This is a genomic window from Peribacillus loiseleuriae, assembly GCF_001183985.1.
GTDB lineage: Bacteria > Bacillota > Bacilli > Bacillales > DSM-1321 > Peribacillus > Peribacillus loiseleuriae.
Genome location: NZ_LFZW01000001.1, coordinates 2,665,278 through 2,692,244, shown reverse-complemented (window position 1 = coordinate 2,692,244; position 26,967 = coordinate 2,665,278). Strand labels below are relative to the sequence as shown.

Sequence of the window (26,967 nt, the reverse complement as noted above, 5' to 3'; positions counted from 1 at the left end):
CTGCAACGATTATCTCTGAGATTGGTGAAATCGATCGGTTTAATCATCCCAAAAAACTCGTTGCCTTCGCTGGAGTCGATCCTAGTGTTCACTCATCAGGTAAGTTTACGGCAACAATCAATCATATTACTAAAAGAGGTTCGAGCAGACTACGCCATTCCCTGTATCTTGCCGTATTATGCGGTATAAGGAGTTCAAGAAACAAAAAGCTTAAAGCATTCTATGATAAGAAAAAATCAGAAGGAAAGCCCGCCAAAGTGGCGATCGTTGCCTGTATTAATAAACTTCTTCATTGGATTTATGCTTTATTAAAGAGAAAAGAAACGTTCCTTGATTTAGCTTAATTAACGGTTTTGTGAAACAAAGAGAAATCCTTCCAAAAGGGTTTTGGAGGGTTATTTGGCATGGCCAAAAATAGTATAACATAAGGGAAATGAAAATTTTAGAGAAAGATATTGACTTCCTATTAGCTGGTTTACTTGAAGAACAATGAGTTGCATAGGTGTTCTTTTTTCTTATTGAACTAACGAAGCAGAATAGTTGAATAAAGCTGTGTATAACTAAATGAGCCCAATTAATAAACTATCAAATATTGGCTTTAATTTTTAGCAGGAAAAGTGTACTCTAGAATATAAAATACTTAAAAGGAGGGGGGAGTAATGTGCAGTTTCCAACAAGAATAGATGTAGATAATGACGGGTATATCTTAAACAAAACCTCGTTAAATAAAATTGATGGTGTATACCAAGGACTTCTTAGTCAAGTTGTTGAGATTTTAAAAAGGTGTGCAGGAACAAAATTACATAGTGTTTATATCTATGGCAGTGTGGGTCGAGGCGAGGCTTTATTAGGTACTTCAGATATTGATTTATCAGTAATTTTGACATCTCCACTCTCTCCTCAAGAAATGGCACGTTTAGATGAAGAAACAAAAATGTTTATATGTGACAATCCAATCGTGCCAAAAGTAGATTACGATATAGGAGTTACAGCAGATGTATTTAAAGAAAATAGCCAATATTATTGGGGATTTTGGTTGAGACACGTCTGTACTAGTATTTATGGAGAGGATTTGTCCGTACACTTTCCTAAAATGAAGCCAAATGTTCATATCAGTAAGGCATTAAATGAAAATCTTATCGATTCACTCACAAGTTATCGTGATGTAATTCTGGAAAAAGAAGTTGACCATTATACATTACTATCGATATTAAAACGTATTGTAAGAGGAGCATATTGCTATGTAGCTGAAAGAGATAAAAGTTGGTCTACAAGTATTCAAGAAAATCTTATAATTCTTCAGTATTATTTCCCTAGAGAAGAATATTTTAAAGAAATCGAGTATGTATTTCTTCAACAAAAGGTCCCAACCTTGGATGAGGTATTAAATTACATTGATTATTTTATTATTTGGTTTAACGAGAATACCATTGAAGGAAAATAGAAAATGTGACCTTTTAGAGCTAAAAAGCGGTATTTATTTCGAAGGATTGCTTTTTATGTAGCTAATTAATTTGTGAAGAATCACACTTAAACAAACGGGTAGCTTTAGTGAAAGAAGAATTTGCATAAAATACCCCTTTTTATGCAGCTACCAGGCTTCTTCAGAAGCCGAAGATGTTGATATTCATCAACAATGTCTAAAATCATGTATAAACGATAAAAATGGACCCTTCGGTACCCCTTGAGTACCAAGGGGTTTTATATTTCGGAAGTTCCGAAAATTAGCATTATGTTAACTAGATTTGTATAATCTATTCATCTGATGCTTTGGGATCTTGTTCAATTATAGGGCCATTTAATGGAATAAGTTATGTTAATATTGAATCAATTTAAAAGCGGAAGAAAGGGGGATATATAATATGGACTTAGCTTTGGACATTGCTCGTATTTCACTGCCTGTTGTAATAGTGGGTGGAATTGCAGTATTTGTAATTCTAAGAATGAAACATAAATATAAGAAAGGTACCCTGGGTAAGAAAACATCTAAAAGCGCTCAAATTTTATTAGATAGTTTAATACCATTCGGAATGATGATTGGTTTTGCTGTTGCTGTACTTTTAAGCATATTTTCCTCAATTTCCTTACTATCTACAATCGCTTGGGGACCCGGGATAGGTTTTTTATTTGGATATTTTGCTTATGAAATTTATAGCAAAAAAGAAGAAATTCATTCGTAATAACTGTCTCCCAGAAAAGGGCGCTTTAATTAGACAAGCAGCTAAAAAGATCTTCCAGTCGAAGATCCTTTTTCAGGTGTGCCAGGCATGGCAACTATCTAGGTGGTGAAAGTCCACTGTGGGGGTGCACATCGACCAACCACTAAGGAAGCGTAAGGTACTTATCGCGAGGTAAGGGCTGGAGGAAGCGTGGAATAAAATCTTGGCTCGACGAACAGAAATCTGATACTAAGGCTCTATAAAAGGATGAGACTCCTTGACAAGTCAAAGTCCAAAAGATGTGCGTAACTTTGTAGGGTAAATCAGGCGAGTAAAAGAGGAAAGATAGTTGTCTTACCCTGGAGTAGTACAGTCGAAAAAGGTTAGTCGCAAGAAGTCAGCAGAAGCCATAGTAATGAGTAAAATCATGAAGGGCTGAACAATTTATAGTGTTTCAACGCCGCGAATGCGTAAGTGACGAACTCCGAATGGGTTAATGGTGAAAGTATGAGCGTATCTCAAAGGATAACCAAAATGGAGCTATCACTTACTACGTGAGAGGAAAGGAGAAACGAGTGTGAAACTTTTAGAACAAATTCTAAGTAATCAAAATATGAATGAAGCCTACTTACGTGTCTATAAAAATAAAGGTGCCAGTGGGGTTGATGGAGTTACGGTCGACGAACTAAAGCAATATCTGAAAGAGCACAAAGACGAGCTGCGTCAGCGCATCAGAACAAGAAAATACCAACCACAAGCTGCCTTAAGAGTGGAAATTCCAAAGGAAAATGGCAAGATGCGCAAATTGGGAATACCAACAGTAGTGGATAGGGTAGTTCAACAAGCCATTCATCAAGTACTCAGTCCGATATTTGAAAAGCAGTTCAGCGAATTCAGTTACGGCTTTAGACCGAAAAGAAGTTGTGAGATGGCCAATATAAAAAGCTTGGAATTTCTGAATGATGGACACACTTGGGTTGTGGATATCGACCTTGAAAGATTTTTCGATACAGTCCAACACGATAAACTCATGCGAATCAATTCTAATACAATAGATGACGGAGATATCATTTCTCTAATAAGAAAATATCTTGTCAGTGGGGTTATGGTGAATGGGAAATATGAAGAAACACCAGTTGGAACTCCGCAAGGAGGAAACCTAAGCCCACTGTTAAGTAATATTATGTTGAACGAACTGGATAAGGAACTAGAAAGTCGAGGACTCCAATTCGTGAGATACGCTGATGACGCCCTCATCTTCGTGAAGAGTGAGAAAGCAGCGAATAGAGTGATGGATTCAATCGTGAGATTTATAGAAAAGAAATTAGGGTTGATAGTCCATACAGAAAAGAGTAAAATCTCCCGTCCAAAGGATTTGAAATTCTTAGGATTTGGATTTTACTACGATTCTAAGAATGAGAAATATCAAGTAAAACCTCATCTCACATCCATACAAAAACTTCAAAGGAAGCTTCAAAAATTAACAAAGCGAAATTGGAGTGTTCCGTTGGACTACCGAATTTTAAAACTAAAACAAGTCATACTTGGGTGGGTTAACTACTTTAGAATCTCGAATATGAAAAAAGCGATGACTGAGATAGATAAGAAACTTCGCTCCAGAATTAGAGTTAACATCTGGAAGCAATGGAAGGTAGCGAAGAAACAAATCAAATCGCTTGTTCAATTAGGGATTCCAGAGGAAGAGGCGAAAGGGTTAACTTTCTGTAGAAGAGGTTATCGGTACATTGGACTATCGAAAGTTATTCAAAGAGCAATCTCAAACAAAAGATTAAAGCAGAGGGGGGTTCCCTCTGCTTTAGAACATTATCTAAAAATACACACTGTAATATAAATTGAACCGCCGTATACGGAACCGTACGTACGGTGGTGTGAGAGGGGCGAAAATAGTTAAATTATTTTCCCTCTACTCGATTGCCCATAAGAATGATTATGTAAACTCTTCTTGAAATAAAATAATAGGAGTTTTTTAATCTAGCTTATTAAACTAAAGGGGCAGGTGTGCGGCCGAGCCTAGGTCGTATCATATAACGGGTGGGATTCCCGTCGAGTAAGAATTAGCCATTCGCTCGTAGCGAGTCTTGGAGGGCTAAAGGTAACTTTAGTCCTTAAGCGTAGACAGTTAGGTGGCGGGCCGAAAGCCAAAAGGTTGAAGGGATTGAGCTCCATAATGTTAGTGAATCGAGAGGGCTGATGCCTTACCTGCAGCAGAAAGCTACATTTTATCCTTCGTTAAAAGGCAAGAAGGATAAAACCTCTCTGGAGTCAGAGACCTTGGCACGTTACACATTGATATGATACGGCAACTCGGGAGACCCTACCGGTCTTTTCTTCCTTTTAGAAGAGTATGGTGTACAAGCGATAATAAGCAAGGAAACCAAATGCCGATGTAGGGAGTCGGATAGCAGCGTAGTACCAATGAAGTTGGGTAATGCCGATGGAGGAAAGGCTAGCTACCAGTTATCACCCTTATTAGGGACACATTTACTACACACAGAGGTAGGTATAATAAATGGAAACAAAACTACTAAGGATAGCAGAATTAGCAAAATCTGATCCTAAAATGAAATTTACATCTCTTGCACATCTTTTAAATAAGGAAGCATTAGTTCAATGTCATCATGAACTTCCCAATAAGAGGGCAACTGGGATCAACGGTACAACTAAAGAGCAATACGGTGAAAGTTTAGAAGAAAACATAGAGGATTTAATAAGTAGGCTTAAAAGCAAAAGTTACCGTCCTGTTCCAGTAAGGAGAATGTACATTCCAAAGCTCAATTCAAACAAGAAAAGACCATTGGGAATACCTGAACATGAAGATAAAATTGTTCAAAAAGGCATTACAAAGATACTTAATACCATTTATGAAAATGACTTTCTAGATTGTTCATTTGGATTCCGTTCAAATAGGAGTTGCCATGATGCTTTGAAAATACTGAACCACTATATTGAAAAGAGGTCAGTAAATTATGTAGTAGATGTAGATATTAAAGGATTCTTCGACAACGTTGACCACATATGGATAATGGAGTTCTTAAAACTGCGAATCTCTGACCCTAACTTACTAAGAATGATTGGTAGGTTTCTTAAAGGTGGATATATGGAGGAAGGTAAGAAACATAGAACAGATAATGGTACACCGCAAGGTGGAGTGATATCTCCGGTATTAGCCAATGTGTATCTTCATTATGTCCTCGACCTTTGGTTTGAGAAAAGGGTAAGAAAACAGTGCAAAGGACAAGCATACATAGTGAGATATGCAGATGATTTTGTCTGTTGTTTTCAATATAAGAGCGAAGCTCAGGAATTCTTCCAATCATTAAAACTTAGATTAAAGAAGTTTAAACTAGAGATAGCTGAGGATAAAACTAAAATTATTCCCTTCGGGAGGTTTGCGGAGAAAGATGCGAAACAAAAGGGAAATAGAAAACCAGCAACCTTTGATTTCCTAGGTTTTACACACTATTGTGGGAAGAGTAAACAGGGAAATTTTCGAGTGAAAAGGAAATCAAGCAGGAAGAAAGTCCAAGGCAAACTTAAGGAATCAAAAGAATGGTTGAAGAATAATAGAAATAAAGATATTCATATGATTATGGATAGATTTAAACGCTCACTAATAGGTTATTACAACTATTACTGCATCACAGATAACACCCAAAGTGTAAACAAATTCAAAGACAAAATCGGATACATACTGTATAAATGGCTCAACAGAAGAAGTCAAAGGAAATCCTTTACATGGGATAAATTCAGACTATTTCTTGATAAATATCCACTACCTTCACCAAGAGTTAAGGTCAATATATATGACTTAAGAAAAGAGATTAGCTACATTTTGTGAATGATAACTAGGAGGAGCCGTGTGCGTGAATAGCGCAAGCACGGTTCTGTGAGGGGGGAGGAACACAATCTACCGAAAGGTAGAAAGGTTCCCTTCTACTCGACTAGTAAAAAAATGAGAAACCTTTTTAATATTCTTAACGACAAATTATAGAGGGGTGGGAAATTTGAAAAATATTATTGTGTTGCTTTCTTTAATGCTATTAGTTGCTTGTAACAATGAAACAACTTCTGAAAATCCCGAAGTAATCACTACTTCGGAAGCTTCTTGGGCGTATGAGTTTGTTAAAGTAGATAATCAATCTTACCAATTAACAAATGAAGAGGTTGATAAAGACGTTGTCGGTGAATTTATTGGAGAAGTTAAACGAAATATTGTAGATGGTGATACAAATCCTAATCTGAATGAAGAGAACTTTGATTCAAATTCATTAACGCCTGGAACGAAGTTATATAAAAATTTAGAAGATAAAAAGTCGATTATATACGAAATCAACGAAAAGTATTTTAAAGCAACTGTTTATTAGATTCAATAAATAAATTGTTCAACTACAGGGTGCTTGTGCGGCCGAGCCTAGGTCGTATCATATAGCGGGTGGGATTCCCGTCGAGAAAGAACTAGCCATTCACTCGTAGCGAGTCTTGGAGGGCTAATGGTAACATTAGCCTTTAAGCGTAGACAGTTAGGTGGCGGGCCGAAAGCCAAATGGTTGAAGGGATTGAGCTCCATAATGTTAGTAAATCGAGAGGGCTGATGCCTTAAGCACAGCAGAAAGCTACATTTTATCCATCGTTAAAGGCAAGAAGGATAGAACCTCTCTGGAGTCAGAGACCTTGGCACGTCACACATTGATATGATACGGCAACTCGGGAGGCCCTACCGGTCTTTTCTTCTTATAGAAGAGTATGGTGTACAAGCGATAATAAGCAAGGAAGCCAAATGCCGTTGTAGGGAGTCGGATAGCAGCGTAGTACCAATGAAGTTGGGTAATGCCGATGGAGGAAAGGCTGCTACCAAGTTATCACCCTTACTAGGGACACATTTACTACACGCAGAGGTAGGGATAATAAATGGACACAAAACTATTAAGGATAGCAGAATTAGCAAAATCTGAGCGAAAGAGATTAGCTATATTTTGTGAATGGTGACTAGGAGGAGCCGTGTGCGTAAATAGCGCAAGCACGGTTCTGTGAGGGGGGAGGAACACAATCTACCGCAAGGTAGAGAGGTTCCCTTCTACTCGACTAATTCAACAACGTGACCACCAATTTGGTGGTCTTTTCAATGTACTAAAATAACTAACATCATACATTCAGAAAAATCCCTTATTCAACTAAAATTTGAAAAATATGTGTGTTAAACTAGTAATAAAATTATAGGTGCAATGGGGGATATAAGTGGTTGAAAAAACTCAAACAAATAGTCATTCGATAATTTCGTTAATTAATGGTATTCTATCAATTTTAATTCCATTTATCGGCTTGATCCTTGGCGTTATCGGGGTTGTATTTTCAAGAAAAGCTGTAAAACAAATAGAAAAGACAAATGAAAGTGGTAGAGGGTTAGCAATTGCGGGTTTAATTTGTGCTGTTGTTGGAATTACACTTCAATTTTTAAGTGTGTTGGGCCTCATTCTTTTTTATTCTGTAACAATTACTAGTAGTATCAATATCCTCTAGAAATTCTTATTTCGGAACGTTCGAACCTTTGCTATTACTAGGTTTTGTTCTAGTTGAGGTATCGTCAGGAAAGTGCAGATATACAACGAATACATTAAAAAGCGCTAGCTTTGGGCTATAACGGAGGTGGACTTTTTGATAAAAGTTTTAATCCTTGCATCCACAATACTTTTATCAATGTTGTTTGCCTGTCAATCAATTAAGGATACCTCAGATTTAGTTATACCTACTAAGGATAGTATTATAAGCGATGGTTATCCAACAAATGAAAACGGGCAAACTTATGGTCCTAATATGGAAAACTTAATGCTTGTTGAACCTGATTTAATGTTGGCAGAAGGTGTGAACGGTGTATTAGGATATATTTATCAGCCTGAAGGTATATCTTCGCCAAGTGAGTTAGATGCATATAATAAATCATTCAAAGAATCGACACCATTATATTTACAAGATGGTAAAACGATTATTGGTACATTTTATTTTACGCATTGATTGTAAGTCGAAAATAAACTGAAAACATCTTTTTCAACAATAAGGGGAGGGTTCTTTATGAATTATGAGTATAAAGAGAAAGTAAATAAAAATGGTAATCAATTTGCATCGATTAGGGATAAGGGTGAGAATTCCTTGTTGGAAGTAGAAAGAAAAGGGAATCAGATAGAACTAGTTACATATTGGCGTAATGAGAAAACAACTAAAATCACCATTCCAGTGGACCTGTTTGAGAAAATTTACAAGGGTATGATCCAAGGTTAATAAAAAGTGTTATTACATAAAGGGCGCTTTAATTGAAAAAGCAATTAAAAGGATATTCTAACCAAAGATCCTTTTTTAGTACCGATAAGCAATTTTATGTTAACTAGATTTGTATAAAGTATTTATGTTTCCCTTAGAAACCTTGTTCAATTAAAGGGCCAGTTTTTGGAACAACACCTTTAAAGAAATTTGATATCTATGTTAAAGTTTTAAAAAACAAGAGAGGAAAATATATTTATGATTGTGAAAGTCGAATTTATGTACGAAGAGGATAACGAATATATACGTTGTCCTGCGAAAGTAGGGAGAAACATTTGTCAATTACAAAGAGATTTTGATAAATGGTTATATGACGGAGAAAACAATCATCCTTATTGGGTAGTAGCTGACGAAGACGAGGAAGGCAATAAAATCTATGGAGTTTGTTTTAATGCAGAGGCTTTCGTATTTTGGCTTAATAACGTAAGGTTTAACAAAGGTAAAAAAGTTGCAAAGTTAATAGAAACTCCAAATAAACCAGCTAAAAAGAAAATTAGGTTTTAAACTCAACCAGCTAATAGAAGCTATTCTGCTTATTCAATTTTTAATTGAACCGCTGTATACCGAACGGTACGTACGGTGGTGGGAGAGGTCGGGAGTTAATCACTCCCACCTACTCGATTTTAGCTTATGATTCACATTTCCAATCACCCATAGTCGGTTTACCACATTCTAGATGAACATCTTGGTACACTATAGACGAAACAGTCAAATTGGTGTTAGATATTTACATAGTATCCTTATTCTTTGATTGTGCTTTAACACGGCAATACAACGGTAAATATGCTACCTTTATCCTGATAACTTTGCACACCAACTTCACCCCCACATAGTTCTACTATGCGTTTTACAAGTGGAAGTCCAAGTCCGTATCCCTTTACGGTATGGGAAAGTATCAACCTGGTAAAATTTATCGAAAATGTGGACTTTAGAATGATCATCCATACCAGATCCGTCATCCTGAATAACAAACCGAATTTCGTCATCTACCTTTACAAGGGTAATATTTATTAATCCACCCTGGTAGGAAAATTTAATGGCATTATCAAAAAGGTTAAGCCAAATATGTTGTGTCAAATCTTCGTTTCCTTTATAAATTACTTTATCTAATTCCAAATTTACGGTAATGTCTTTTGCAGACCACTTGGGTTCCATTAATACGATTGTTCTTCTAATTTGTTCATCTAGTCTAAACGGAGCTTTATCTGCAATAATTCCAAGGTTTTCGTATTTTGCTAATGTAAGTACATTTGTGGAAAGTGTGGCTAACCGCTCTGATTCCGTTATGATGATGTCAAGAAAATCCCGTCGATCTTCCTCACTAAGATTATTGTCCTTTAGAAGCTTTGCAAAACCGCGTATAGATACGATGGGTGTTTTAAATTCATGGGAAAAGTTGTTGACGAAATCACTTCTTAGTGTTTCTATACTAGAAAGTTCTTGTGTCATTTTATTAAAGCTCTCAGATAGCTCTTCCAATTCTCCAATGCCTTTTATTTTTACCTTAACGCTAAAATCGCCTCCAGCTACTTTATGCGTGGCATCAATTACCTTGCTGATTGGATTTAGCGCTTTTTTTGCTCAGAAAGGCAGTAAGTGCTGTTCCAAGCAAAATGCAGAGACTAAAAAGTATGAATAAGGGGAATAGAGGGTTGCCGTTGTTTCCTCCCGGATTCTGTGGAGGGTGACCTGAAAAGGAAATAATCCCCAAATGTTGTAATAGTGCGGCAATACCTTCCATAACCAAAAATGTTGTCACCAAAACACCAAACACAAACATTACCAAAGTTATAGCAAGACTCAATCTCTTCTTAAAAAATCCCCTCATCTTTTCTTCACCGCCTTATAGCCAAGGCCCCGTATTGTCACGATTTCAAAATCCGACCAATCTCGAAATCTGTCTCTCAACCGGTTTATATGAACATTTAGTGTGTGGTCATTGGTTTCGGATTCCATTCCCCAAATCTCATCCATAAGTTGCAGACGTGTAAAAATCATGTTCGGATAGGATAGTAGCTTAAATAAGAGGTAAAACTCTTTTTGTGGCAGCGTAAAAACCTTATTTTCATGGGATACGGTAAGCGTATCATATTCAAGTACAATCTCACCGAATGTTAGTTTGTGGTCGCTGGCAATCTGTGCCCTGCGGAGAAGTGCTTTAATACGAAGTATCATCTCCTGCTCATCTACAGGTTTTGTCATATAATCATCTGTACCGACAATAAATCCTTGCCTTTTATCTTTTGGTTCCTGTTTGGCTGTGACCATCAAGATAGGTAAATTCCCCCACGAAAGCCTAAGTTGTCGTGTCAATTCATAGCCGTCCATATTTGGCATCATTAAATCAAGTACCACTAAATCAACGTGCTGTTTTTCCATTAAATTAAGTGCGGCAATGCCGTCCTCCGCTCCGTATGTTTCAAATCCGTTCTGTTTCAATACGGTACGCATTAACTTTCTGATATTCGTATCATCCAACTACTAATATCTTTAACAAATAAAGCGCCTCCATTTGACTTTGTTTTTTCATAAAAAATTATACCTTTAGAATATAAACTGAAAATCAATTGCATATTTCCATCTAGTTTATATTCAGTTTACTTTACAGGGATACAATACAAGAGTAGAAAGAAGTGGAGGTATGTTTATGTTGAAACTTAAACTGGACAATATTAGAAAAACATATGACAGCGGTGAAGTTGTTACCGCATTAAAAGGTGTATCTATTGGATTTCGTGAAAACGAACTTGTTTCCATACTTGGTCCGTCAGGCTGTGGGAAAACTACACTTCTTAATATTATTGGTGGTTTAGACCAATATGACAACGGCGATATGATAATAAACGACGTGTCGACGAAAGAATTTAAAAATAGTGACTGGGATGCATACCGTAACCGATCTATAGGCTTTGTATTCCAAAGCTATAATCTTATTGCACATCAAACGGTGTTGCAAAATGTTGAAATTGCTATGACTTTATCAGGCGTATCAGCCTCCGAGAGAAATCGTAGGGCGAGGCAAGCACTAATAGAAGTTGGGCTTGCAGATCAAATGAAAAAAAAGCCGAATCAATTGTCAGGTGGTCAGATGCAGCGTGTTGCTATTGCAAGGGCGCTTGTGAATGATCCCGATATTATCCTTGCGGATGAGCCGACTGGAGCACTTGATAGCCATACGAGTGTTCAGGTCATGGATATTTTAAAGGAAGTGGCCAAAACACGCCTTGTCATAATGGTCACTCATAATGGCGAACTCGCGGAAGAATATTCAGACAGAATCATCCGAATTTTAGACGGTGAAGTTCAGTCGGACAGCAATCCTGCTACAGAAACCAATGCGGAAAAGGCATCCAAACCTTCAAGTGAAAAACAGAAGTTTAAGAAAACCTCTATGTCACTATTCACGGCAACATCGCTTTCCTTTAAAAATCTACTGACAAAACGAGGCAGAACAATTATTACAGCATTGTACAGTCAGATACACTTTCAGGCTTTCCAATCACCATCAACACAGGTGAACAAACTTTAGACTTGATGGGACCCCCTGCTCCTGGTGATCTTGTGGGGAATAACGGTGCTTCGGAATATACAGAATACCCCCAAAAAGATATTGTGTATTCCTATGATAGGGAGAAAAATAGTAAGAAACATAGCAACATCATCACACAAGATTATCTAAATTATATAGGAAAACTTGAAACAAAGTTGCCAAATGCAATCAACAACATTTCCTATACACAGGGAGTTAAAGTCAATCTTTTGGCAAAAGGGCAAGATACAGCTGTAAAGTTTGGAACCACAGCCATTCCAGGTGAAATGCGAATGCCAGGTGGCAATAATGCTTATTGGCAGGAGATCCCCGACAATAACGAATTCATTTTATCCTTATATGACCTAATTGGTAATGGAAGCCGTATGCCTAAAGGAAAAAGCGAAGTTGTTTTAGTTGTTGATAAATATAACAGCATAGACAAAGCGTTTTTTGATAAACTTGGTATTACTGACAAGACAGAAGATTATAAGACGACTGATTTTGTTGGCAAAACTATCTTAAAAGTTATACCCAATGACGACTACTATTTAAAAAATGGAGATTTATTCAATGCGGTAGATCCTACTGGTTATGAGAAGCTGTATGACAGTGATACTGGGACAAAATTAACAATTACCGGCATTCTTCGTCCCAAAAAAGATCAGTCAAGTAGCTATTTATCACCGGGCATTGCTTACACTACCGCTTTAACTGCCAGCGTAGTTGAGGATGCGCAAAAAAGCGAAATTGCATCTACACAAAAAGATTCGAATAAGGATGTTTTGCTTGGTACTCCTTTAGACAATAAAGCGAAGGATAACGCATTGATTATGCTTGGAGCAGATACTACTCCTACGGGTATCAATATTTATCCAACAGATTATGAAAGCAAAGACAAGATAAAAGAATACCTTGATAAATTCAATAGTGGCAAAGCAGACGATGATCAGCTGATTTATTCTGATATGGCGGAAACGATTTCTTCCATAACAGGAAAACTACTTGATACCGTAACCTATGTATTGACCGGATTTGCCGCGATATCTCTTGTGGTATCCACAATTATGATTGGTATTATAACATATGTTTCGGTAATTGAGCGTACTAAGGAAATTGGGATCCTTCGTAGTGTTGGTGCACGGAAGAAAGATATTTCAAGGGTATTTAACGCAGAAACGCTGATTATAGGATTTGCGGCAGGAATTCTTGGAGTGGGCCTTTCATATCTGATGCAAATACCAATTAACGCCGTAATATCAAACTTGGCAGGAATATCTGGATTAGCGAATCTTAACCCACTTCATGCAGCAGTCCTTGTTGTTGGAAGTATGCTGCTCACCTTAATTGCTGGTTCTATTCCATCAAGAATGGCTGCGAAGAAAGACCCGGTTGTTGCACTTCGAAGCGAATAATATTCATGCTGTCTATCATTATCTAGTGGTGAAAAGGGACTGCACCTACAGTTACTTTTCACCATTTTCAAATAAACACTACAGTTCTTTCGTCATTTAAATTTATTTAAACCGTACGCATCCCTAGAGTTTTCCTTTCCAAAAAGGCAAATTTACGGTTCAAGTCACATAAGTGAATGTGGAGTGTTGCACTAAAATAAAGTTTCCGTTAGATTGCCACTAAATAATAAATTTGAGATTTCTCTGAGAAGAATAATAATATAATTATCATTTAAGTCCATACAATTGTCCCACTTCTTCTTTAAAGCAAGTATATTCAAGAAATTGAAACAAGGTGAGTGGAATGATTATAAATAAAAAAAGTCGATTCCTTGAGACTGGAAATCGACTTTTTTAGGACAAAACTTTCTTATCGTTGTAATTCTGCATTCTACCCCTTATAAAACAAAATTCTTTAGCGTTTCGTCGATTTCCTCTTGTGTAATCCCGATATAGCGTTTGGTGATCGACGGTGCGGAATGGTTAAAGATATTCTGCAGGAATGCCAGATCTTTCGTTCTTCGATAATAGGCATATCCAAATTTTTTACGCATTGTATGCGTGCCAATGTCATCCCTCCCAAGTACTTCTCCGGCCTTCACAAGCGCTCTATAAGCTTGAGTTGGTATATAATGGGGGTAAATTCCCATTCCGACTTGGAAACAGGTACTCTCCGTCGCTCATATGAGCCGTATAATCCTCAACTTCTTCACGAAGCTTCACGGGCAACATAAATCGCTTTGTTTTAGTCGTTTTTTTCTCTCGAATCACCACATGCGTTTTTCCTCGTACATCCCCAACGGTCAACGGAACCATATCGCTCACCCGTAAACCCGTGTTAATGCCAAAAACAAATAAAAAATAGTCCCGTTCGGAACTATATCGCCGTAGCTGTTGGTTTGAAATAAAGATGTATTGTTTATAAGAAAGTCGTACCGTTTCGAACAAAGTTTAACCGTTTACAAAAAAACGAACAGGAATTATCATATTCCCGTTTTTTTGAACTGATATTTTAGTATGATAAGATTTATTGTAAATGATATGTCGAAATTAAGGAGAGATTATGGAAGCGAAATTACGGAAATTCATCATTGTAGGCATCATTTTATATACAATTTTAATTTTATATTTTTTGTTCTTTGCTTTTAATAGAGTAGATCATGCAACCAGCGATTATGGATATACATTTATGCTTGTTCCGGAAAACGTTCCTCTTCGATTTCCAAAACCAACTTTTTCATGGTTATACGAATTTGGAAACATTACTGCTTTTATCCCTTTTGGAGTAGTAATACCTTTGTCGTTTCGTTCCAGTTTTGTGAAGTTCATATCCTTGTTTGTCTTGACGATTCTCATTCTGGAATCGCTGCAGGCTTTAACTTATCTTGGCAGCTTTGATGTAGATGATGTTATATCCAATACATTAGGTGCAGCGATAGGTTTTATCGCCTATAGAGTTGGATTTTCTTCAAAAATTACCTATAAAAAGCTTATTGCTTCGGCTTTATCTGTTGGTGTTCTTCTAGTTGGAGTAATCGTGGTCTCGGAAACTATCAAATATGTTGTAGCGACAAGAGAAAGCCCGATTCAAGCATTGCACGATGTGAAAGAAATGAATGGAACCATGCCTATGACTGAAAATCTTCCAAGCTTCACCGTAGCAGGCAAGAAAATAGAACCTAAAATGAACGTGTATAACAGTGAAGGGGATAAAAGCAAATCATACACTTACATCTTGGGGAACAAGAAAGATGTGATACTCTATTCTTATTATGGCATTCCAGACAACGGTGATTTCAAGGGTGAAGTCACTATACTGGCAGATGGAAAAGTAAGAGCTCAGTACAATGAACAATATAATAAAGGGGCAGAATCTTTAAACGTACCATTTTTTGACATGGTAAACGAAATTACGATTATCGTTTCCGGGAAAGCTAAACTATGGGACGTTGGGTTCAGTGAAATGAAGCATTGGTGGGAGTGAAGTATCAACATTCTAAGGGGCTTGCTTTGCAATGTTTTCAACAAATATGGCACGATTGTAGAGCAGACAGATAGAAAATAATTAAACTTTTTTATAAAACCGAAACTTAAATCTGCTGGATAAGAATCCATTTTGATCAATCTTTTTTCAAAATGGATTCTTTTTATTTATCGTAAAATGCCGGCTTATGAGGTGTTATTGATCAAACTTTATTTCAAAGCAACAGTAGCGCCCATTTCATATCCTCGATTTCTTTGGCCGTTCGCAACGGCTGCACGTTCTTTTCTTTCATGTTTTTCCGCCGATATCGTACATTAAACGTATGATAATGGTAGTTTATCAAAAATACCCAGTGATATCAAGGAAATGAATGTACGAAAATATACTAAATCATACATTCAAAAAAACTTACTTCAACTGACGGGCAGATTATTTGAAGAAAGATGTAGAGAAAATAATGGGTGGAAGAGATATATGAACAAGTCAATTGGTTCATTAATGCCGATATGACCCAGATTGCGTAGCAACAGGAGCGATTAAATGTATTCTTACAAAAAAATAATGGTGATGTCTTTATCTGTACTTGTCTTTGTGTTTCAAAGTGGATTCATCAAGGAAGGTCGTGAAGAATGTTTACAATGTGTAAAGTGCTATGACAAATAATGGGATGACGACTATAAATCAGGAAAAGCAACAGGAGCAGTTAACGAAAGATACAGCATAATTCGTAATCTTATTAATGCCCAGATGAACGATGAACAAATTATTCAATACGTACATACATCCTATGTGGAATTAGAAGGTGTCAAAAACCAATTAAAAATTTTCAAAGGTCGATTTGAATTTGAAATGCCTCAATGACCCATTGTTGAACTAACAAGTACTTTAGTGAAAGAAGAAGTTGCATAAAACACCCCTTTTTTATGCAACTACTAGGCTTCTTTAGAGGCTGAAAATGTTGATTCATCAACCATGTATAAAATCATGTATAATCGATAAAAACGGACGATTCGGAACCCCTTGAGGATTGACCCATTTATTAGGATTTAAATTTGCTTCAAGAAAAGAGATTTATCGGACTCAAAATTATTTACAATAGATAAAGCAATTGAGTATCCAAAACTAGAAACCATTTTACGTGGACAAATAGATACAAAGGTCATTAAAGAAAATTATGAGGATGTTTTGCGATTAGCTCATTCTATAAGGGAAGAAACAGTTTCAGCATCCCTTATTATGGGGAAACTAGGTTCTTATTCAAGACAAAACAGCTTAACTACATCCTTACGTGAGATGGGCCGAATAGAAAAAACGATCTTTATTTTGAATTACATTTTGGATGAATCATTAAGAAGAAAAATACAAAAAGGATTGAATAAAGGAGAAGCTATGAATGGACTGGCAAGAGCTATTTTCTTTGGAAAACAAGGAGAGCTTAGGGAACGAACCATACAGCATCAATTGCAAAGAGCCAGTGCATTAAACATAATTATCAATGCCATCAGTATCTGGAATACCCTACATCTAACAAAAGCAGTTGAATATCAAAAACGGACAGGTTGTTTTAATGAAGACTTATTGCATCGTATGTCACCTTTAGGCTGGGAACATATCAATTTACTAGGAGAATACCATTTTAATTCAGAGAAAGTGGTCTCATTAGATTCTCTAAGACCACTGAAACTTTCTTAGCGTTGTTAAAAATGGGGGAATCGTCTTGGAAATGGGCTTAGCGTTGTAAATCTGCATTTTCCTGACGATACCCCTACTTTAATTTTGTTCTGATCGGGTCATATTATTGAACAACACTTTTAAAGAAAATTGGTAAGTGTGAAGTGATTATGGAGATTTTTAATTAAGATACGGAAAGTTTACTTTAAGAAGGATTGCTTATATTAGTAGTGATACATTTTTTCTACTGTGGATTTGTTGACGAGAAGATAGGGTAGAAAATAAAAATATATTTTCAATACACACTTGACACATAGGAATTATATTGTTAATGTATGGATATTAAATACTTTGACATTAATTTTCTTAACAGTCATTATTTAACACTAAAACAATTTAAATAAGCTGTTTGGACAACCAAAGGCACCTATACATTTCATCATTCATGTATTATGAATGTTCAGAAATGTGTTCGGTGCCTTTTTTGTCTGCTTAAGGCTTGGAATGGAGGAGATATGGATACGATTAATCACGATGAGTTATTGGAAGTAGCAGATTGTCTGTTTCGCAAATTTGTAAAGGAACGCGACAAAATCAATATTGAAGGCATTATGTTGCCGGGGTTCATGATTCTAAAAAATTAATCAAGATGGTGAGCAACGATTAACAGATTTGGCTGAAGAGTTTGATTTCACTTCGGGGTCAATTACTGCACTTTGCGATAAGCTGGAAGAAAGAGGATTTGCTGTTCGAAAACGTCATAAGGAAGATAGACGAATCGTGTGGCTGGACATTACTGATGATGGCCGGGACTTTATAAATCGAAATAGCAACATATGGGTGACTACTATTTCTGTTTTGTTCGACGGATTTTCAAAAGAATTCAATCATTTTTATCAAATAATTCAATCACATTATTGGAGAGCAATCTAAAATTTTCCTCATTATGTATGCAACCTTCTTTATTGTCACCATTAACACCATTACTGGTGTGCAGGCTGTTGAGGAAGATAAAATTCGCTCAGCGAGAAGCATGGGAGCATCAAAATGGAAAATTATGCTCCATGTTATTATTCCCGCTTCCCTTCCTTATAATTTCACCGGTGCAAAGCTTGCGATGGGATCGTCTTTTATGGCCATTGTCGGGGCTGAGATGGTTGCTGCCAATGAAGGAATTGGTTATATGATTTGGAATTCACGGTTGTATTTCAAAACCGATTGGATTTTTGTCGGTCTTATATTACTCGGATTGATGGGGTTCTTTATGGACCGTGTATTTAATCAATTTGGAAAAGTTGTCTTAAAAAGATATCACGTTGTGAAAAAATAATTGATGAAACATTCGAAATTCGAGAAGTGTAGTAACTGTAGAATAAACGACAGTTTTAAGTAGAACTTATTAGGCCGTAACAGCTAATAGGAACTCCTGGTTATTCCATTAAAGGCGCTTATGATAATACTTAAAAATAGGAGTGGGCTATGCAGCCATTAATTATTAATTTGACAGGTAAAAAGGTCGTTATTGCCGGTGGTGGAAGGATTGCTGCTAGAAAAGCAAAGACTTTAGCGGATCAGAAAGCGGAAATTACTTTTATAGCTCCTGATTTTTGCGAAGAAATTCTGGAGCTATCTCGAGAAAAGGATTACATCTTCATTCATCGAAAGGCCCTACCAAATGACTTTGAGAATGCATTCCTTGCCATCCTCGCAACAAACGACAGAAATGCTAATAAAGACTTGGGGAATCTCCTCTCACCTAATCAATTAGTTTGTGTAGTTGATGAATCTGAAGAAGGAAATGTCTCTTTTCCCGCGACAATTCAAAGAGGGTATCTCCAAGTAGCGGTAACAACAAATGGTTCGAGTCCAAAGCTTACAAGGAAGCTGAAAAAAGAGTTAGAAAAAAAATTTGATCACTCTTGGAAATCTTATTCAGAATTTTTGCATCAATGCCGAAGAAAGCTGAAAAAGCTGAACATTACCTCTGAAGAAAGAAATGAATTATTAGAAGAAATTATTGATGAACGTTATCGTATAGATGAATCCGCTAAGGAGGAGATATTAAAGCATCTTCAAAAAATAGGATTTTGAATGCCTAAAAGAATGAAGGACCTAATTACTATTTATTGAAAAATTCAATTATCTTATTTAAATTATTCCTATCTGTATAGTGTTATTAATGTAAATAATTAACAACATTATTGAAGCGGTTTATGGAAAATAGACAATAATCTTGCAATCAGCTGGGATATAACGGTTATTCTAGTCATTAATTCTACATATGGGGCTTACCTATCCCATTTATAAAATATTTTGAAAGGGGGGACGAATCAGCTGACTATCGGGGGGAAGGAAGAGCTGTATTCTCAGCTTGATAAAATGCTAGTTTCTTTAAAATTTGGCTCCATCACAATTGTTGTTCAAGATGGAAAAATCGTACAAATCGAGAAAAATGAAAAGGTTCGTCTACAATCAAATAAAACTCGCTGACTAGATAAACTAGAGGCGGCCTCCATTTTATAAAAGTGGGAGACTGCCTTTTTTTATTGCAATATCCTAATTCTTCATAATTCCGCTTATATAAATTGTAAGGAGGTTTACCAATAATGGAGATTCCTGTCACATATAGAAACTGGGTTCAAGTTTCAGATCGTTTTAATATAAACGATGAAACAAAAGGGGCAAGGAAGGTTCTTGAATGGGCATACAGTTCCTATTCGGAAGAGCAAATCGTCTATGCCTCAAGCTTTGGGGCAGAAGCAGTTGTTTTAATAGATTTAATTCAACAATGTCAACCAAACGCCCATATTGTTTTTTTAGATACTGGTTTACATTTTCCAGAGACTTATGAAGTGATTGAAAAAATTAAAACCCGTTTTTCAAACTTAAGAATCGAGCTAAAAGAGCCAAGCTTACTACTGGATGAACAAGCAGCTCAATTTGGAACTGCATTATGGAAAAGAGATCCTAACGAATGCTGCCGCATTCGAAAAGTAATGCCATTGCAAAAAGTACTTTCGACAAAACAAGCATGGATATCTGGACTTCGCAGGGAACAATCGCCTACTAGAGTCAATACTGAATTCATTAATAAAGACGAAAAGTTCAAAAACGTAAAAATTTGCCCGCTCATCCATTGGTCATGGAGCGAGATCTGGGAACATATTCGAAAAAGAGATCTTCCATATAACAAATTACATGACCAAAAGTACCCGAGTGTCGGTTGTATTCCTTGTACCCAGCCTGTTGGTATAGATGGCGACTCACGTGCAGGTCGATGGCGTGGCAGCGGCAAGACAGAGTGCGGTCTTCATACCCGATGAGGAGGACATGAAAAGTGATAGCCATATTAGCAGTTATTATTGGATTATTTTTTGCTGTGAATATAGGTGGAAGCGGCGCGGCCGCTTCAATGGGAATTGCATATGGCTCAGGGGTCATTAAAAAATGGCTGGCCCTAGTGTTTTGCAGCATCGCCGTATTTTTAGGTGCTTGGCTTGGCGGCGGGGAGGTAGTAAAGACAATTGGGAGTGGAATTGTCCCATCGGCCACGTTCACAGTTCCAATTGCTTTAATCGTTTTAGCTTCTGCGGCTTTATCATTATTTTTGGCCAATATCTTTGGTATTCCGCTTTCAACGAGTGAAGTCGCAGTAGGATCAATCATAGGTGCAGGAATTGTATATCAGTCTGTTTATGTATGGAATCTTCTCTGGATTATGAGCTTCTGGCTAATTACACCGCTCGCTGCATTTTTGATTGCAGTCCTAGCTAGTTATCTATTAAAAAGTACAATCCTTAAACGGATCATGAAAGTACCTAAAGCTATTCCAATTCTAACGATTTTAGTTGTATTTATGGGCTTATTTGAAGCATTTTCAGCAGGGATGAACAATGTAGCGAATGCTGTTGGACCACTTGTGGGTGCAGGCATTCTTTCTACAGAAAGCGGGATATTTTGGGGCGGGCTATCAGTTGCATTAGGTGTCATTCTGCTTGGGCAGCGAGTGTTAGAAACAAACGGCAAAAAGATTACGGATTTAAAACTTGAGGAGGGCTGTGTTATTTCAGGAACAGGTGCAAGCATTGTCACAATCGCATCATTTTTCGGTATTCCTGTGCCGCTCACACAAATAACGACCTCTTCCATTATAGGAATTGGTTTTGCAAACCAAGGAAAAGCAGTATTGAAAAAGGAAATAGTTGTTCAATTGCTCACCGTTTGGATCGTATCACCTGTTCTATCTATGGTTTTATCCTACACGCTTATCCAGCTGCTTATAGAACAAAATTTTTACTCAGTCATTGTGATGGCAGGCGTCTTGATTTCTGTATTTGGAGTTCTGTCATTAATGAAACGGAAGAAGGCAGTGATCCATCCTTCACCTTTAAAAGAATAGCAATATATCTATCTTATAACTTAGTAATGTAGAAAACAAAAAATAATGAAAGGTATGATACGAATGTCATTTTTGCCAAAACCACATGGAGGAACATTAATACAAGCATTTCATCCAGACTTTGATTTTTCCCATATCGATAAAGAAATTGAAATTGATGCGGTAGCTTTAAGTGATCTAGAGCTTATCGGTGTTGGCGTATTCAGTCCCTTAACGGGTTTTCTTGGAAAAGAAGACTATGAATCTGTTGTAGCCAATATGCGCCTTGCGAACAACACCATTTGGTCCATACCAGTCACACTCCCTGTATCTTATGAATTTGCAGAAACACTTAAAAAAGACGAGGAAGTTAAGCTTGTTTTTAGTGAAGAGGTTTATGGTGTGATAAAAATTTCCGAATGGTATGAACCCGATTTAAATAAGGAAGCACTTTTCGTTTATCAAACGCAGGAGCTTGCCCATCCGGGTGTGAAGCGACTATTTGATAGAGGGAGGGTTTATGTCGCTGGGGATATTACATTAATTAATAAGCCAGAAAAAGGGATATTTAGGGATGTATGGTTTGAACCGAAGAAAACCCGGGCTCTTTTTGAAAAAAATGGTTGGAAAACAGTAGTGGGGTTTCAAACGCGCAATCCGATTCACCGAGCACATGAATACATTCAAAAGGCTGCACTAGAAACGGTTGATGGGCTGTTTGTTCATCCACTTGTAGGAGAAACGAAGTCTGATGACATTCCAGCTGATATACGTTTAAAAAGCTACCGCACCCTGCTTGAAAATTACTATCCAAAAGATCGTGTCCAGCTTGGGGTGTATCCAGCGGCAATGAGATATGCCGGACCGAGAGAAGCTATTTTCCATGCCATTGCCCGCAAAAATTTTGGTTGTACTCATTTTATTGTTGGTCGCGATCATGCGGGTGTAGGTAATTATTATGGAACATATGATGCACAGAAAATATTCGGCAATTTTTCAGAACAAGAATTAGGGATTAAACCATTATTCTTTGAACATAGCTTTTATTGCAATAAATGTGAGGGAATGGCCTCAGATAAAACGTGCCCTCACAATATAGAGGACAGAGTCATCCTTTCGGGAACAAAAGTAAGAGAAATGCTTCGCTCTGGTGTGACCCCGCCTTCCACCTTTAGCCGGAAAGAGGTTGTGGAAGTGCTCATCGATGGATTAAAGGATCATGTAGAGGTATAAGGAGGGGGAAAACATGTCCAAAGCAACAAATATTACATGGCACGACGCTGCTGTTACAAAAAATGACCGGCGAGCAAGTAACGGTCACGGAAGCTGTGTTTTATGGTTTACGGGCCTTTCAGGATCGGGTAAATCTACGATTGCAAATGCTGTTTCAAGTAAATTATTCCAACAAGGAATAAATGAGTATGTTCTGGATGGCGATAATATTCGCCACGGACTTAATCAGGATCTTGGCTTTTCTGACGATGACAGAACCGAGAACATAAGACGGATTGGCGAAGTGGCTAAGCTTTTTGTCGATAGCGGAAAGATCGTGACAACTGCTTTCATTTCTCCATTTCGTACCGATCGCGATCATATTCGCTCTCTTTTTGAAGAAGGGGAATTCATTGAAGTTTTTGTTGAATGTCCAATTGAAACATGTGAAGTTCGTGATCCAAAGCAGCTTTATGCCAAAGCACGAAGAGGGGAAATAAAGGATTTTACCGGGATAGATTCTCCATATGAGAGACCGCAGCATCCAGAAATCATTATTCAGTCCCACCTATTATCGGTTGACGAAGCGGTGCAGAAAATTTTTTCCAAACTTCGAGAACGTTTCATTATTTAGGATTTACCATAAAAATTTTACGAAAATAAAGAAAGGGTGGTAATGCAATGATAGGCAAGGTCTATTTAGTAGGAGCAGGTCCTGGGGATCCAGACTTGATAACGGTAAAGGGATTGAGATGCCTGAAAGAAGCAGATGTCATTCTTTATGATCGTCTCGTAAATCCGGAGCTCTTGCAGTATGCAAAGGACGGGGCACAGCTTGTTTATTGTGGCAAGCTTCCTCATTACCATACGATGAAGCAGGAAACGATTAATCATTTCATCGTGAAGTATGCAAAAAAGGGCTATCAGGTTGTCCGATTAAAGGGTGGCGATCCTTTCGTTTTCGGACGGGGAGGTGAAGAAGCAGAAAGCTGTGCAAAGCACGTCATTCCTTTTGAAATTGTTCCTGGTATCACAGCAGGTATTGCTGCTGCTGCATATGCAGGCATTCCTGTGACCCATCGACAATTGAGCAAAAGCTTTGTTTTTATTACTGGTCATCAAGTTGGTGATCAAGCAGCGGAACACAAATGGTCACATCTTGCTAATGGAGTAGACACTATTTGTATTTATATGGGAGTATCGCAGCTTCCGATAATTATTAAAAATTTAATCGAAAACGGCAAATCGAGGCAAACGCCTATTGCACTGATTAATTGGGGGACTCTTAGCGAACAGAGGACTGTGGTCGGAACCCTTGGAACGATTGAAGAGCTAGTTAAGAAAGCAGAAATTTCAAACCCTAGTATGATTGTGATCGGTGAGGTCGTTCATTTACATCAAAAATTAAACTGGTTCCAGGAAGAAATCAAGTCAAAAACACCTGTCATCCATGGATAAAGAAAGTTTCTATCAGTGGGAGCTTACTGCCATTAAAATAGCTATTTTCATCATAATTGGTGAAGTCTTGCTTCATGGTTGGCTGCCCGTTAAGAGTGGGGTAAAGGCAGGAAGGAGGATGAGATGAGAGCAATTCTTTATATTGCCCACGGCACACGTTCCAAAAAGGGGGCTAATGAAGCACGAAAATTTGTTGAACAAGTAATGAATCGGGTCGATATTCCCATTCAAGAAATTAGTTTCCTTGAGCTGACAGAACCACTAATGGATGAGGGTTTTAAGCGATGTGTGGAAAGGGGGGCGACGATCATTTCCGTTATTCCTCTTTTCCTGCTTGCAGCGGGGCATATTAAACAGGATATTCCTCAGACCTTGTCCTCTTTGCATGCCAGATTTCCTCTTATTCAGATACTGGTAGAGGATCCATTTGGTGTGCAGGAGAAGATTCTTGATGCTGCAGCCGAGCTTGTTAGGGGAACTGCAGGTGACCTTCAGCAAAAAGATCGACTTTTGATTGTCGGAAGGGGGAGCGGTGATCCGCAAATCCAGGCAGATTTTTCAATGATTGCAGGAGGGATGAGGAAAAGACTTGGGATTCAGCATGTATCTGTTTGTTATTTGGCAGCGGCTGAGCCAAGACTGAAGAGCGGGATGGATACCGTATTGAAAAATGCGGGTGGAAGAGTGATCGTTCTTCCTTATTTATTATTTTCCGGCCTTCTTAGTTCAGAAATAGAACGCGAAGTGATAAAGCGGATTAAAGAAGGAAAGCAACTGTTAAACATAGGCCCATTGAGCAGACATCATATATTTGAAGAGATTGTTATTGAACGAGCAACTGAAAATTGGCTACCCAGTGATTCACATAAAGTCTTATCTAGTTGAGTCTAATATATTGATAGATTCATATTTTCCCAAAAAATGATAATGAGGTGTTTTTCGTTGCAACTTCAGGTTTTAAGTAATCCGTTTAATCAGGAGCAGGCAGATCTTCTTAGTCGACTTCTGCCTACACTAACGGAAACACAAAAAGTATGGTTGAGCGGTTATTTAGCCGCAGCGATTCAGTCGGAATCCACTGCCACACAGATAGGGTCCCTTTCCCCAAAAGGAGCTGGAGGGGTTGCATCTAAAGATGTAACGATCCTTTACGGTTCACAAACGGGAAATTCCCAAGGACTAGCGAAGGAAACAGCAAAAAGGCTGGAAAACAACGGTTTTAACATAACTGTATTATCGATGAGTGAATTTAAACCAAATCAATTAAAGAAAATCCAAAACTTATTAATTGTTGTAAGTACACATGGAGAAGGGGACCCACCGGATAACGCATTAACTTTCTTTGAATACCTTCATAGTAAAAGAGCGCCAAAGCTAAATAATCTGCACTTTTCTGTTTTGGCGCTTGGTGACAGCTCATACGAATTCTTTTGCAAGACAGGTAAAGAGTTTGATCAACGCTTAGAGGAGTTTGGAGGAACAAGACTTTACCCGCGTTTTGACTGTGATGTTGATTTTGATGAGTTGGCGACTGAGTGGATTCAAGGAGTTCTTAGTAGCTTAAAAGCTGGGGGTAAGGAAAGTATTTTTAAAGCGGCCGCAGCACTGCAAACAGTCGAAACCGAGTATTCAAGAAAAAATCCGTTTCAAGCAGAAGTATTGGAAAATATTAATTTGAATGGACGGGGCTCGAATAAAGAAACTCGCCATCTTGAATTATCATTGGAGGGCTCTGGCCTATCATTTGAACCAGGTGATAGTCTTGGGGTTTATCCAGAAAATGAACCGGCGCTTGTCGAACTAATTCTTAATGAATTAAAGTGGGATCCCGAAACGACAGTGACAGTGAAGCAAGGGGATGTTCGTACACTTAAAGACGCCCTTCTCTCATTCTATGAAATTACTATACTAACAAAGCCGATTCTTGAGAAGGTGAGGCCGCTTTTATCCAATAATGAATTGCAAGAGCTTTTAACACCGGGAAACGAAGAAAAAGTAAAGGAATATATAGAAAGCCGTGATTTGCTTGATTTGATTCGTGACTTTGGTGCATGGGGTGAAACAGCACAGGAGTTTGTTTCCGTTCTTCGGAAAATACCAGTTAGACTTTATTCAATTGCAAGCAGCTTATCCTCAAATCCTGATGAAGTTCATTTAACGATTGGTGCCGTCCGCTATGAAGCACATGGTCGGGAACGTAATGGTGTTTGTTCAATTCTAGCAGCAGAGCGCCTCAAGCCTGGGAATTCCCTACCTGTTTTTATTCAGCATAATGAAAACTTTAAGCTGCCAAAGAGTCCAGAAACGCCAATTATCATGGTTGGTCCTGGTACAGGTATTGCGCCTTTTCGCTCATTTTTGCAAGAGCGTGAGGAAATAGGTGCTGAAGGGAAATCATGGCTATTTTTCGGGGATCAGCATTTCGTAACAGATTTTCTTTACCAGCTTGATTGGCAAAATTGGCTGAAGAGTGGAGTTTTAACAAAAATGGATGTTGCTTTTTCTAGGGACGGTGATAACAAGGCTTATGTGCAGCACCGTATGCTCGAACATAGTAGAGAATTATTTGAGTGGCTGGAGGAAGGGGCGTATTTTTACGTGTGCGGTGACGAGAAAAACATGGCACATGATGTCCATAATATTTTAATAGAAATTATCCAAAAAGAGGGTGGCATGAGCCGTGAACTGGCGGAACAGTATTTGGCTAGCCTTCAACAGAAAAAGCGTTACCAGCGTGATGTATACTAAATTTATTCAGCAATTTTTGTTGCGACGAAAGCGTAGCGACA

General features: G+C 37.7%; 28 protein-coding genes and 3 pseudogenes. 26 read left to right on the top strand and 5 right to left on the bottom strand.

Annotated features, from left to right (window positions below; translation table 11 throughout):
- From AC625_RS12540 to AC625_RS12490, 10 genes are all read left to right on the top strand, one after another.
- Nucleotides 1–344 (top strand): IS110 family transposase (locus tag AC625_RS12540; protein WP_049681570.1); only part of this gene is annotated, 344 nt, incomplete at its 5' end.
- Nucleotides 345–661: 317 nt separating this feature from the next.
- Nucleotides 662–1,444 carry a nucleotidyltransferase domain-containing protein gene (locus AC625_RS12535; protein WP_049681569.1) on the top strand — a complete coding sequence of 261 codons (783 nt, stop codon included), beginning with the start codon at nucleotides 662–664 and terminating at the stop codon, nucleotides 1,442–1,444.
- Nucleotides 1,445–1,862: 418 nt separating this feature from the next.
- Nucleotides 1,863–2,180, top strand: coding sequence for a hypothetical protein (locus AC625_RS12530; protein ID WP_049681568.1), 318 nt, complete (start codon nucleotides 1,863–1,865; stop codon nucleotides 2,178–2,180).
- A 556-nt stretch (nucleotides 2,181–2,736) separates the two neighbouring features.
- Nucleotides 2,737–4,011, top strand: a complete 1,275-nt coding sequence (gene ltrA / locus AC625_RS12525) for a group II intron reverse transcriptase/maturase (RefSeq protein WP_049681567.1) — start codon at nucleotides 2,737–2,739, stop codon at nucleotides 4,009–4,011.
- Between the two features lie 678 nt (nucleotides 4,012–4,689).
- Nucleotides 4,690–6,018, top strand: a complete 1,329-nt coding sequence (gene ltrA, locus AC625_RS12520) for a group II intron reverse transcriptase/maturase (protein ID WP_049681089.1) — start codon at nucleotides 4,690–4,692, stop codon at nucleotides 6,016–6,018.
- A gap of 166 nt (nucleotides 6,019–6,184) precedes the next feature.
- A complete protein-coding gene (locus AC625_RS12515) occupies nucleotides 6,185–6,544 on the top strand; it encodes a hypothetical protein (protein ID WP_049681566.1) in 360 nt (119 codons plus the stop codon).
- An 871-nt stretch (nucleotides 6,545–7,415) separates the two neighbouring features.
- On the top strand, nucleotides 7,416–7,697 hold the full coding sequence (locus tag AC625_RS12505) for a DUF4190 domain-containing protein (RefSeq protein WP_049681565.1): 282 nt from the start codon (nucleotides 7,416–7,418) through the stop codon (nucleotides 7,695–7,697).
- 135 nt (nucleotides 7,698–7,832) lie between these two features.
- Nucleotides 7,833–8,189 (top strand): hypothetical protein, encoded by a 357-nt coding sequence (locus AC625_RS12500; RefSeq protein WP_049681564.1) that lies wholly within the window; start codon nucleotides 7,833–7,835, stop codon nucleotides 8,187–8,189.
- A 57-nt stretch (nucleotides 8,190–8,246) separates the two neighbouring features.
- Entirely contained in the window at nucleotides 8,247–8,453 is a 207-nt protein-coding gene (locus AC625_RS12495; RefSeq protein WP_049681563.1) for a hypothetical protein, read from the top strand.
- A 237-nt stretch (nucleotides 8,454–8,690) separates the two neighbouring features.
- On the top strand, nucleotides 8,691–8,996 hold the full coding sequence (locus tag AC625_RS12490) for a hypothetical protein (RefSeq protein ID WP_049681562.1): 306 nt from the start codon (nucleotides 8,691–8,693) through the stop codon (nucleotides 8,994–8,996).
- Between the two features lie 254 nt (nucleotides 8,997–9,250).
- Here AC625_RS12490 and AC625_RS12485 read toward each other — a convergent pair.
- The 3 genes and pseudogenes from AC625_RS12485 to AC625_RS12480 all read right to left on the bottom strand — a co-directional run bounded on the left by AC625_RS12485 (nucleotide 9,251) and on the right by AC625_RS12480 (nucleotide 10,970).
- A pseudogene (locus AC625_RS12485) lies at nucleotides 9,251–10,040 on the bottom strand (HAMP domain-containing sensor histidine kinase).
- Nucleotides 10,036–10,320 (bottom strand): hypothetical protein, encoded by a 285-nt coding sequence (locus AC625_RS26790; protein WP_053178095.1) that lies wholly within the window; start codon nucleotides 10,318–10,320, stop codon nucleotides 10,036–10,038. The pseudogene AC625_RS12485 and the gene AC625_RS26790 overlap by 5 nt, the downstream one beginning before the upstream one ends.
- Nucleotides 10,317–10,970: a response regulator transcription factor gene (locus AC625_RS12480; protein WP_425415449.1), complete on the bottom strand. Its 654-nt coding sequence runs from the start codon at nucleotides 10,968–10,970 to the stop codon at nucleotides 10,317–10,319. The genes AC625_RS26790 and AC625_RS12480 overlap by 4 nt, the downstream gene beginning before the upstream one ends.
- A 169-nt stretch (nucleotides 10,971–11,139) precedes the next feature.
- On the opposite strand from AC625_RS12480, the gene AC625_RS27820 reads away from it, so the two are divergent.
- A complete protein-coding gene (locus AC625_RS27820; RefSeq protein ID WP_082191077.1) occupies nucleotides 11,140–12,021 on the top strand; it encodes an ABC transporter ATP-binding protein in 882 nt (293 codons plus the stop codon).
- A gap of 32 nt (nucleotides 12,022–12,053) precedes the next feature.
- Nucleotides 12,054–13,436: an ABC transporter permease gene (locus AC625_RS27815; protein ID WP_245644999.1), complete on the top strand. Its 1,383-nt coding sequence runs from the start codon at nucleotides 12,054–12,056 to the stop codon at nucleotides 13,434–13,436.
- Nucleotides 13,437–13,873: 437 nt separating this feature from the next.
- On the opposite strand, the gene AC625_RS28205 is transcribed toward AC625_RS27815, so the two are convergent.
- A complete protein-coding gene (locus tag AC625_RS28205) occupies nucleotides 13,874–14,077 on the bottom strand; it encodes a tyrosine-type recombinase/integrase (RefSeq protein ID WP_281177232.1) in 204 nt (67 codons plus the stop codon).
- Between the two features lie 7 nt (nucleotides 14,078–14,084).
- Nucleotides 14,085–14,300: a site-specific integrase gene (locus AC625_RS28200; RefSeq protein WP_281177231.1), complete on the bottom strand. Its 216-nt coding sequence runs from the start codon at nucleotides 14,298–14,300 to the stop codon at nucleotides 14,085–14,087.
- Nucleotides 14,301–14,538: 238 nt separating this feature from the next.
- On the opposite strand from AC625_RS28200, the gene AC625_RS12465 reads away from it, so the two are divergent.
- From AC625_RS12465 to AC625_RS12410, 14 genes and pseudogenes are all read left to right on the top strand, one after another.
- Complete coding sequence (locus AC625_RS12465) at nucleotides 14,539–15,459, top strand: VanZ family protein (RefSeq protein ID WP_049681561.1); 921 nt, start codon at nucleotides 14,539–14,541, stop codon at nucleotides 15,457–15,459.
- Nucleotides 15,460–16,483: 1,024 nt separating this feature from the next.
- A pseudogene (locus AC625_RS12460) lies at nucleotides 16,484–17,151 on the top strand (Tn3 family transposase); the annotation flags it as partial.
- Between the two features lie 494 nt (nucleotides 17,152–17,645).
- Nucleotides 17,646–17,774, top strand: a complete 129-nt coding sequence (locus tag AC625_RS28595) for a hypothetical protein (RefSeq protein ID WP_425415448.1) — start codon at nucleotides 17,646–17,648, stop codon at nucleotides 17,772–17,774.
- 28 nt (nucleotides 17,775–17,802) lie between these two features.
- Nucleotides 17,803–18,063, top strand: a complete 261-nt coding sequence (locus tag AC625_RS28590; protein ID WP_425415447.1) for a MarR family winged helix-turn-helix transcriptional regulator — start codon at nucleotides 17,803–17,805, stop codon at nucleotides 18,061–18,063.
- Nucleotides 18,047–18,460 (top strand): annotated as a pseudogene (locus AC625_RS12450) (ABC transporter permease); the annotation flags it as partial. The gene AC625_RS28590 and the pseudogene AC625_RS12450, both read left to right, overlap by 17 nt.
- A 149-nt stretch (nucleotides 18,461–18,609) precedes the next feature.
- Entirely contained in the window at nucleotides 18,610–19,221 is a 612-nt protein-coding gene (locus tag AC625_RS12445) for an NAD(P)-binding protein (RefSeq protein WP_049681559.1), read from the top strand.
- A 288-nt stretch (nucleotides 19,222–19,509) separates the two neighbouring features.
- Nucleotides 19,510–19,620 carry a YezD family protein gene (locus AC625_RS25875; protein WP_156187524.1) on the top strand — a complete coding sequence of 37 codons (111 nt, stop codon included), beginning with the start codon at nucleotides 19,510–19,512 and terminating at the stop codon, nucleotides 19,618–19,620.
- A gap of 116 nt (nucleotides 19,621–19,736) precedes the next feature.
- Complete coding sequence (locus AC625_RS12440) at nucleotides 19,737–20,453, top strand: phosphoadenylyl-sulfate reductase (RefSeq protein WP_049681558.1); 717 nt, start codon at nucleotides 19,737–19,739, stop codon at nucleotides 20,451–20,453.
- Nucleotides 20,454–20,467: 14 nt separating this feature from the next.
- Nucleotides 20,468–21,529, top strand: coding sequence for a sulfate permease (locus AC625_RS12435; protein WP_049681557.1), 1,062 nt, complete (start codon nucleotides 20,468–20,470; stop codon nucleotides 21,527–21,529).
- A gap of 63 nt (nucleotides 21,530–21,592) precedes the next feature.
- A complete protein-coding gene (sat, locus tag AC625_RS12430; protein WP_049681556.1) occupies nucleotides 21,593–22,741 on the top strand; it encodes a sulfate adenylyltransferase in 1,149 nt (382 codons plus the stop codon).
- Between the two features lie 13 nt (nucleotides 22,742–22,754).
- On the top strand, nucleotides 22,755–23,354 hold the full coding sequence (cysC, locus tag AC625_RS12425; RefSeq protein ID WP_049681555.1) for an adenylyl-sulfate kinase: 600 nt from the start codon (nucleotides 22,755–22,757) through the stop codon (nucleotides 23,352–23,354).
- A gap of 47 nt (nucleotides 23,355–23,401) precedes the next feature.
- Nucleotides 23,402–24,178, top strand: coding sequence for a uroporphyrinogen-III C-methyltransferase (gene cobA, locus AC625_RS12420; protein ID WP_049681554.1), 777 nt, complete (start codon nucleotides 23,402–23,404; stop codon nucleotides 24,176–24,178).
- Nucleotides 24,179–24,301: 123 nt separating this feature from the next.
- On the top strand, nucleotides 24,302–25,063 hold the full coding sequence (locus AC625_RS12415; RefSeq protein WP_049681553.1) for a sirohydrochlorin chelatase: 762 nt from the start codon (nucleotides 24,302–24,304) through the stop codon (nucleotides 25,061–25,063).
- 57 nt (nucleotides 25,064–25,120) lie between these two features.
- On the top strand, nucleotides 25,121–26,926 hold the full coding sequence (locus tag AC625_RS12410) for an assimilatory sulfite reductase (NADPH) flavoprotein subunit (RefSeq protein WP_049681552.1): 1,806 nt from the start codon (nucleotides 25,121–25,123) through the stop codon (nucleotides 26,924–26,926).
- The last annotated feature ends 41 nt before the right edge of the window (nucleotides 26,927–26,967 follow it).

What these genes read in the sequence shown, in the direction of transcription:
- cobA (WP_049681554.1), top strand. Translation starts at nt 23,402, where the DNA reads ATGATAGGCAAGGTCTATTTAGTAGGAGCAGGTCCTGGGGATCCAGAC.
- AC625_RS12440 (WP_049681558.1), top strand. Translation starts at nt 19,737, where the DNA reads ATGGAGATTCCTGTCACATATAGAAACTGGGTTCAAGTTTCAGATCGT.
- ltrA (WP_049681089.1), top strand. Translation starts at nt 4,690, where the DNA reads ATGGAAACAAAACTACTAAGGATAGCAGAATTAGCAAAATCTGATCCT.
- AC625_RS26790 (WP_053178095.1), bottom strand. Translation starts at nt 10,320, where the DNA reads ATGAGGGGATTTTTTAAGAAGAGATTGAGTCTTGCTATAACTTTGGTA.
- AC625_RS27820 (WP_082191077.1), top strand. Translation starts at nt 11,140, where the DNA reads ATGTTGAAACTTAAACTGGACAATATTAGAAAAACATATGACAGCGGT.
- AC625_RS12490 (WP_049681562.1), top strand. Translation starts at nt 8,691, where the DNA reads ATGATTGTGAAAGTCGAATTTATGTACGAAGAGGATAACGAATATATA.
- AC625_RS12415 (WP_049681553.1), top strand. Translation starts at nt 24,302, where the DNA reads ATGAGAGCAATTCTTTATATTGCCCACGGCACACGTTCCAAAAAGGGG.
- cysC (WP_049681555.1), top strand. Translation starts at nt 22,755, where the DNA reads ATGTCCAAAGCAACAAATATTACATGGCACGACGCTGCTGTTACAAAA.
- AC625_RS25875 (WP_156187524.1), top strand. Translation starts at nt 19,510, where the DNA reads ATGCTAGTTTCTTTAAAATTTGGCTCCATCACAATTGTTGTTCAAGAT.
- AC625_RS28595 (WP_425415448.1), top strand. Translation starts at nt 17,646, where the DNA reads ATGGATACGATTAATCACGATGAGTTATTGGAAGTAGCAGATTGTCTG.
- AC625_RS12495 (WP_049681563.1), top strand. Translation starts at nt 8,247, where the DNA reads ATGAATTATGAGTATAAAGAGAAAGTAAATAAAAATGGTAATCAATTT.
- sat (WP_049681556.1), top strand. Translation starts at nt 21,593, where the DNA reads ATGTCATTTTTGCCAAAACCACATGGAGGAACATTAATACAAGCATTT.
- AC625_RS12445 (WP_049681559.1), top strand. Translation starts at nt 18,610, where the DNA reads ATGCAGCCATTAATTATTAATTTGACAGGTAAAAAGGTCGTTATTGCC.
- AC625_RS12530 (WP_049681568.1), top strand. Translation starts at nt 1,863, where the DNA reads ATGGACTTAGCTTTGGACATTGCTCGTATTTCACTGCCTGTTGTAATA.
- AC625_RS12465 (WP_049681561.1), top strand. Translation starts at nt 14,539, where the DNA reads ATGGAAGCGAAATTACGGAAATTCATCATTGTAGGCATCATTTTATAT.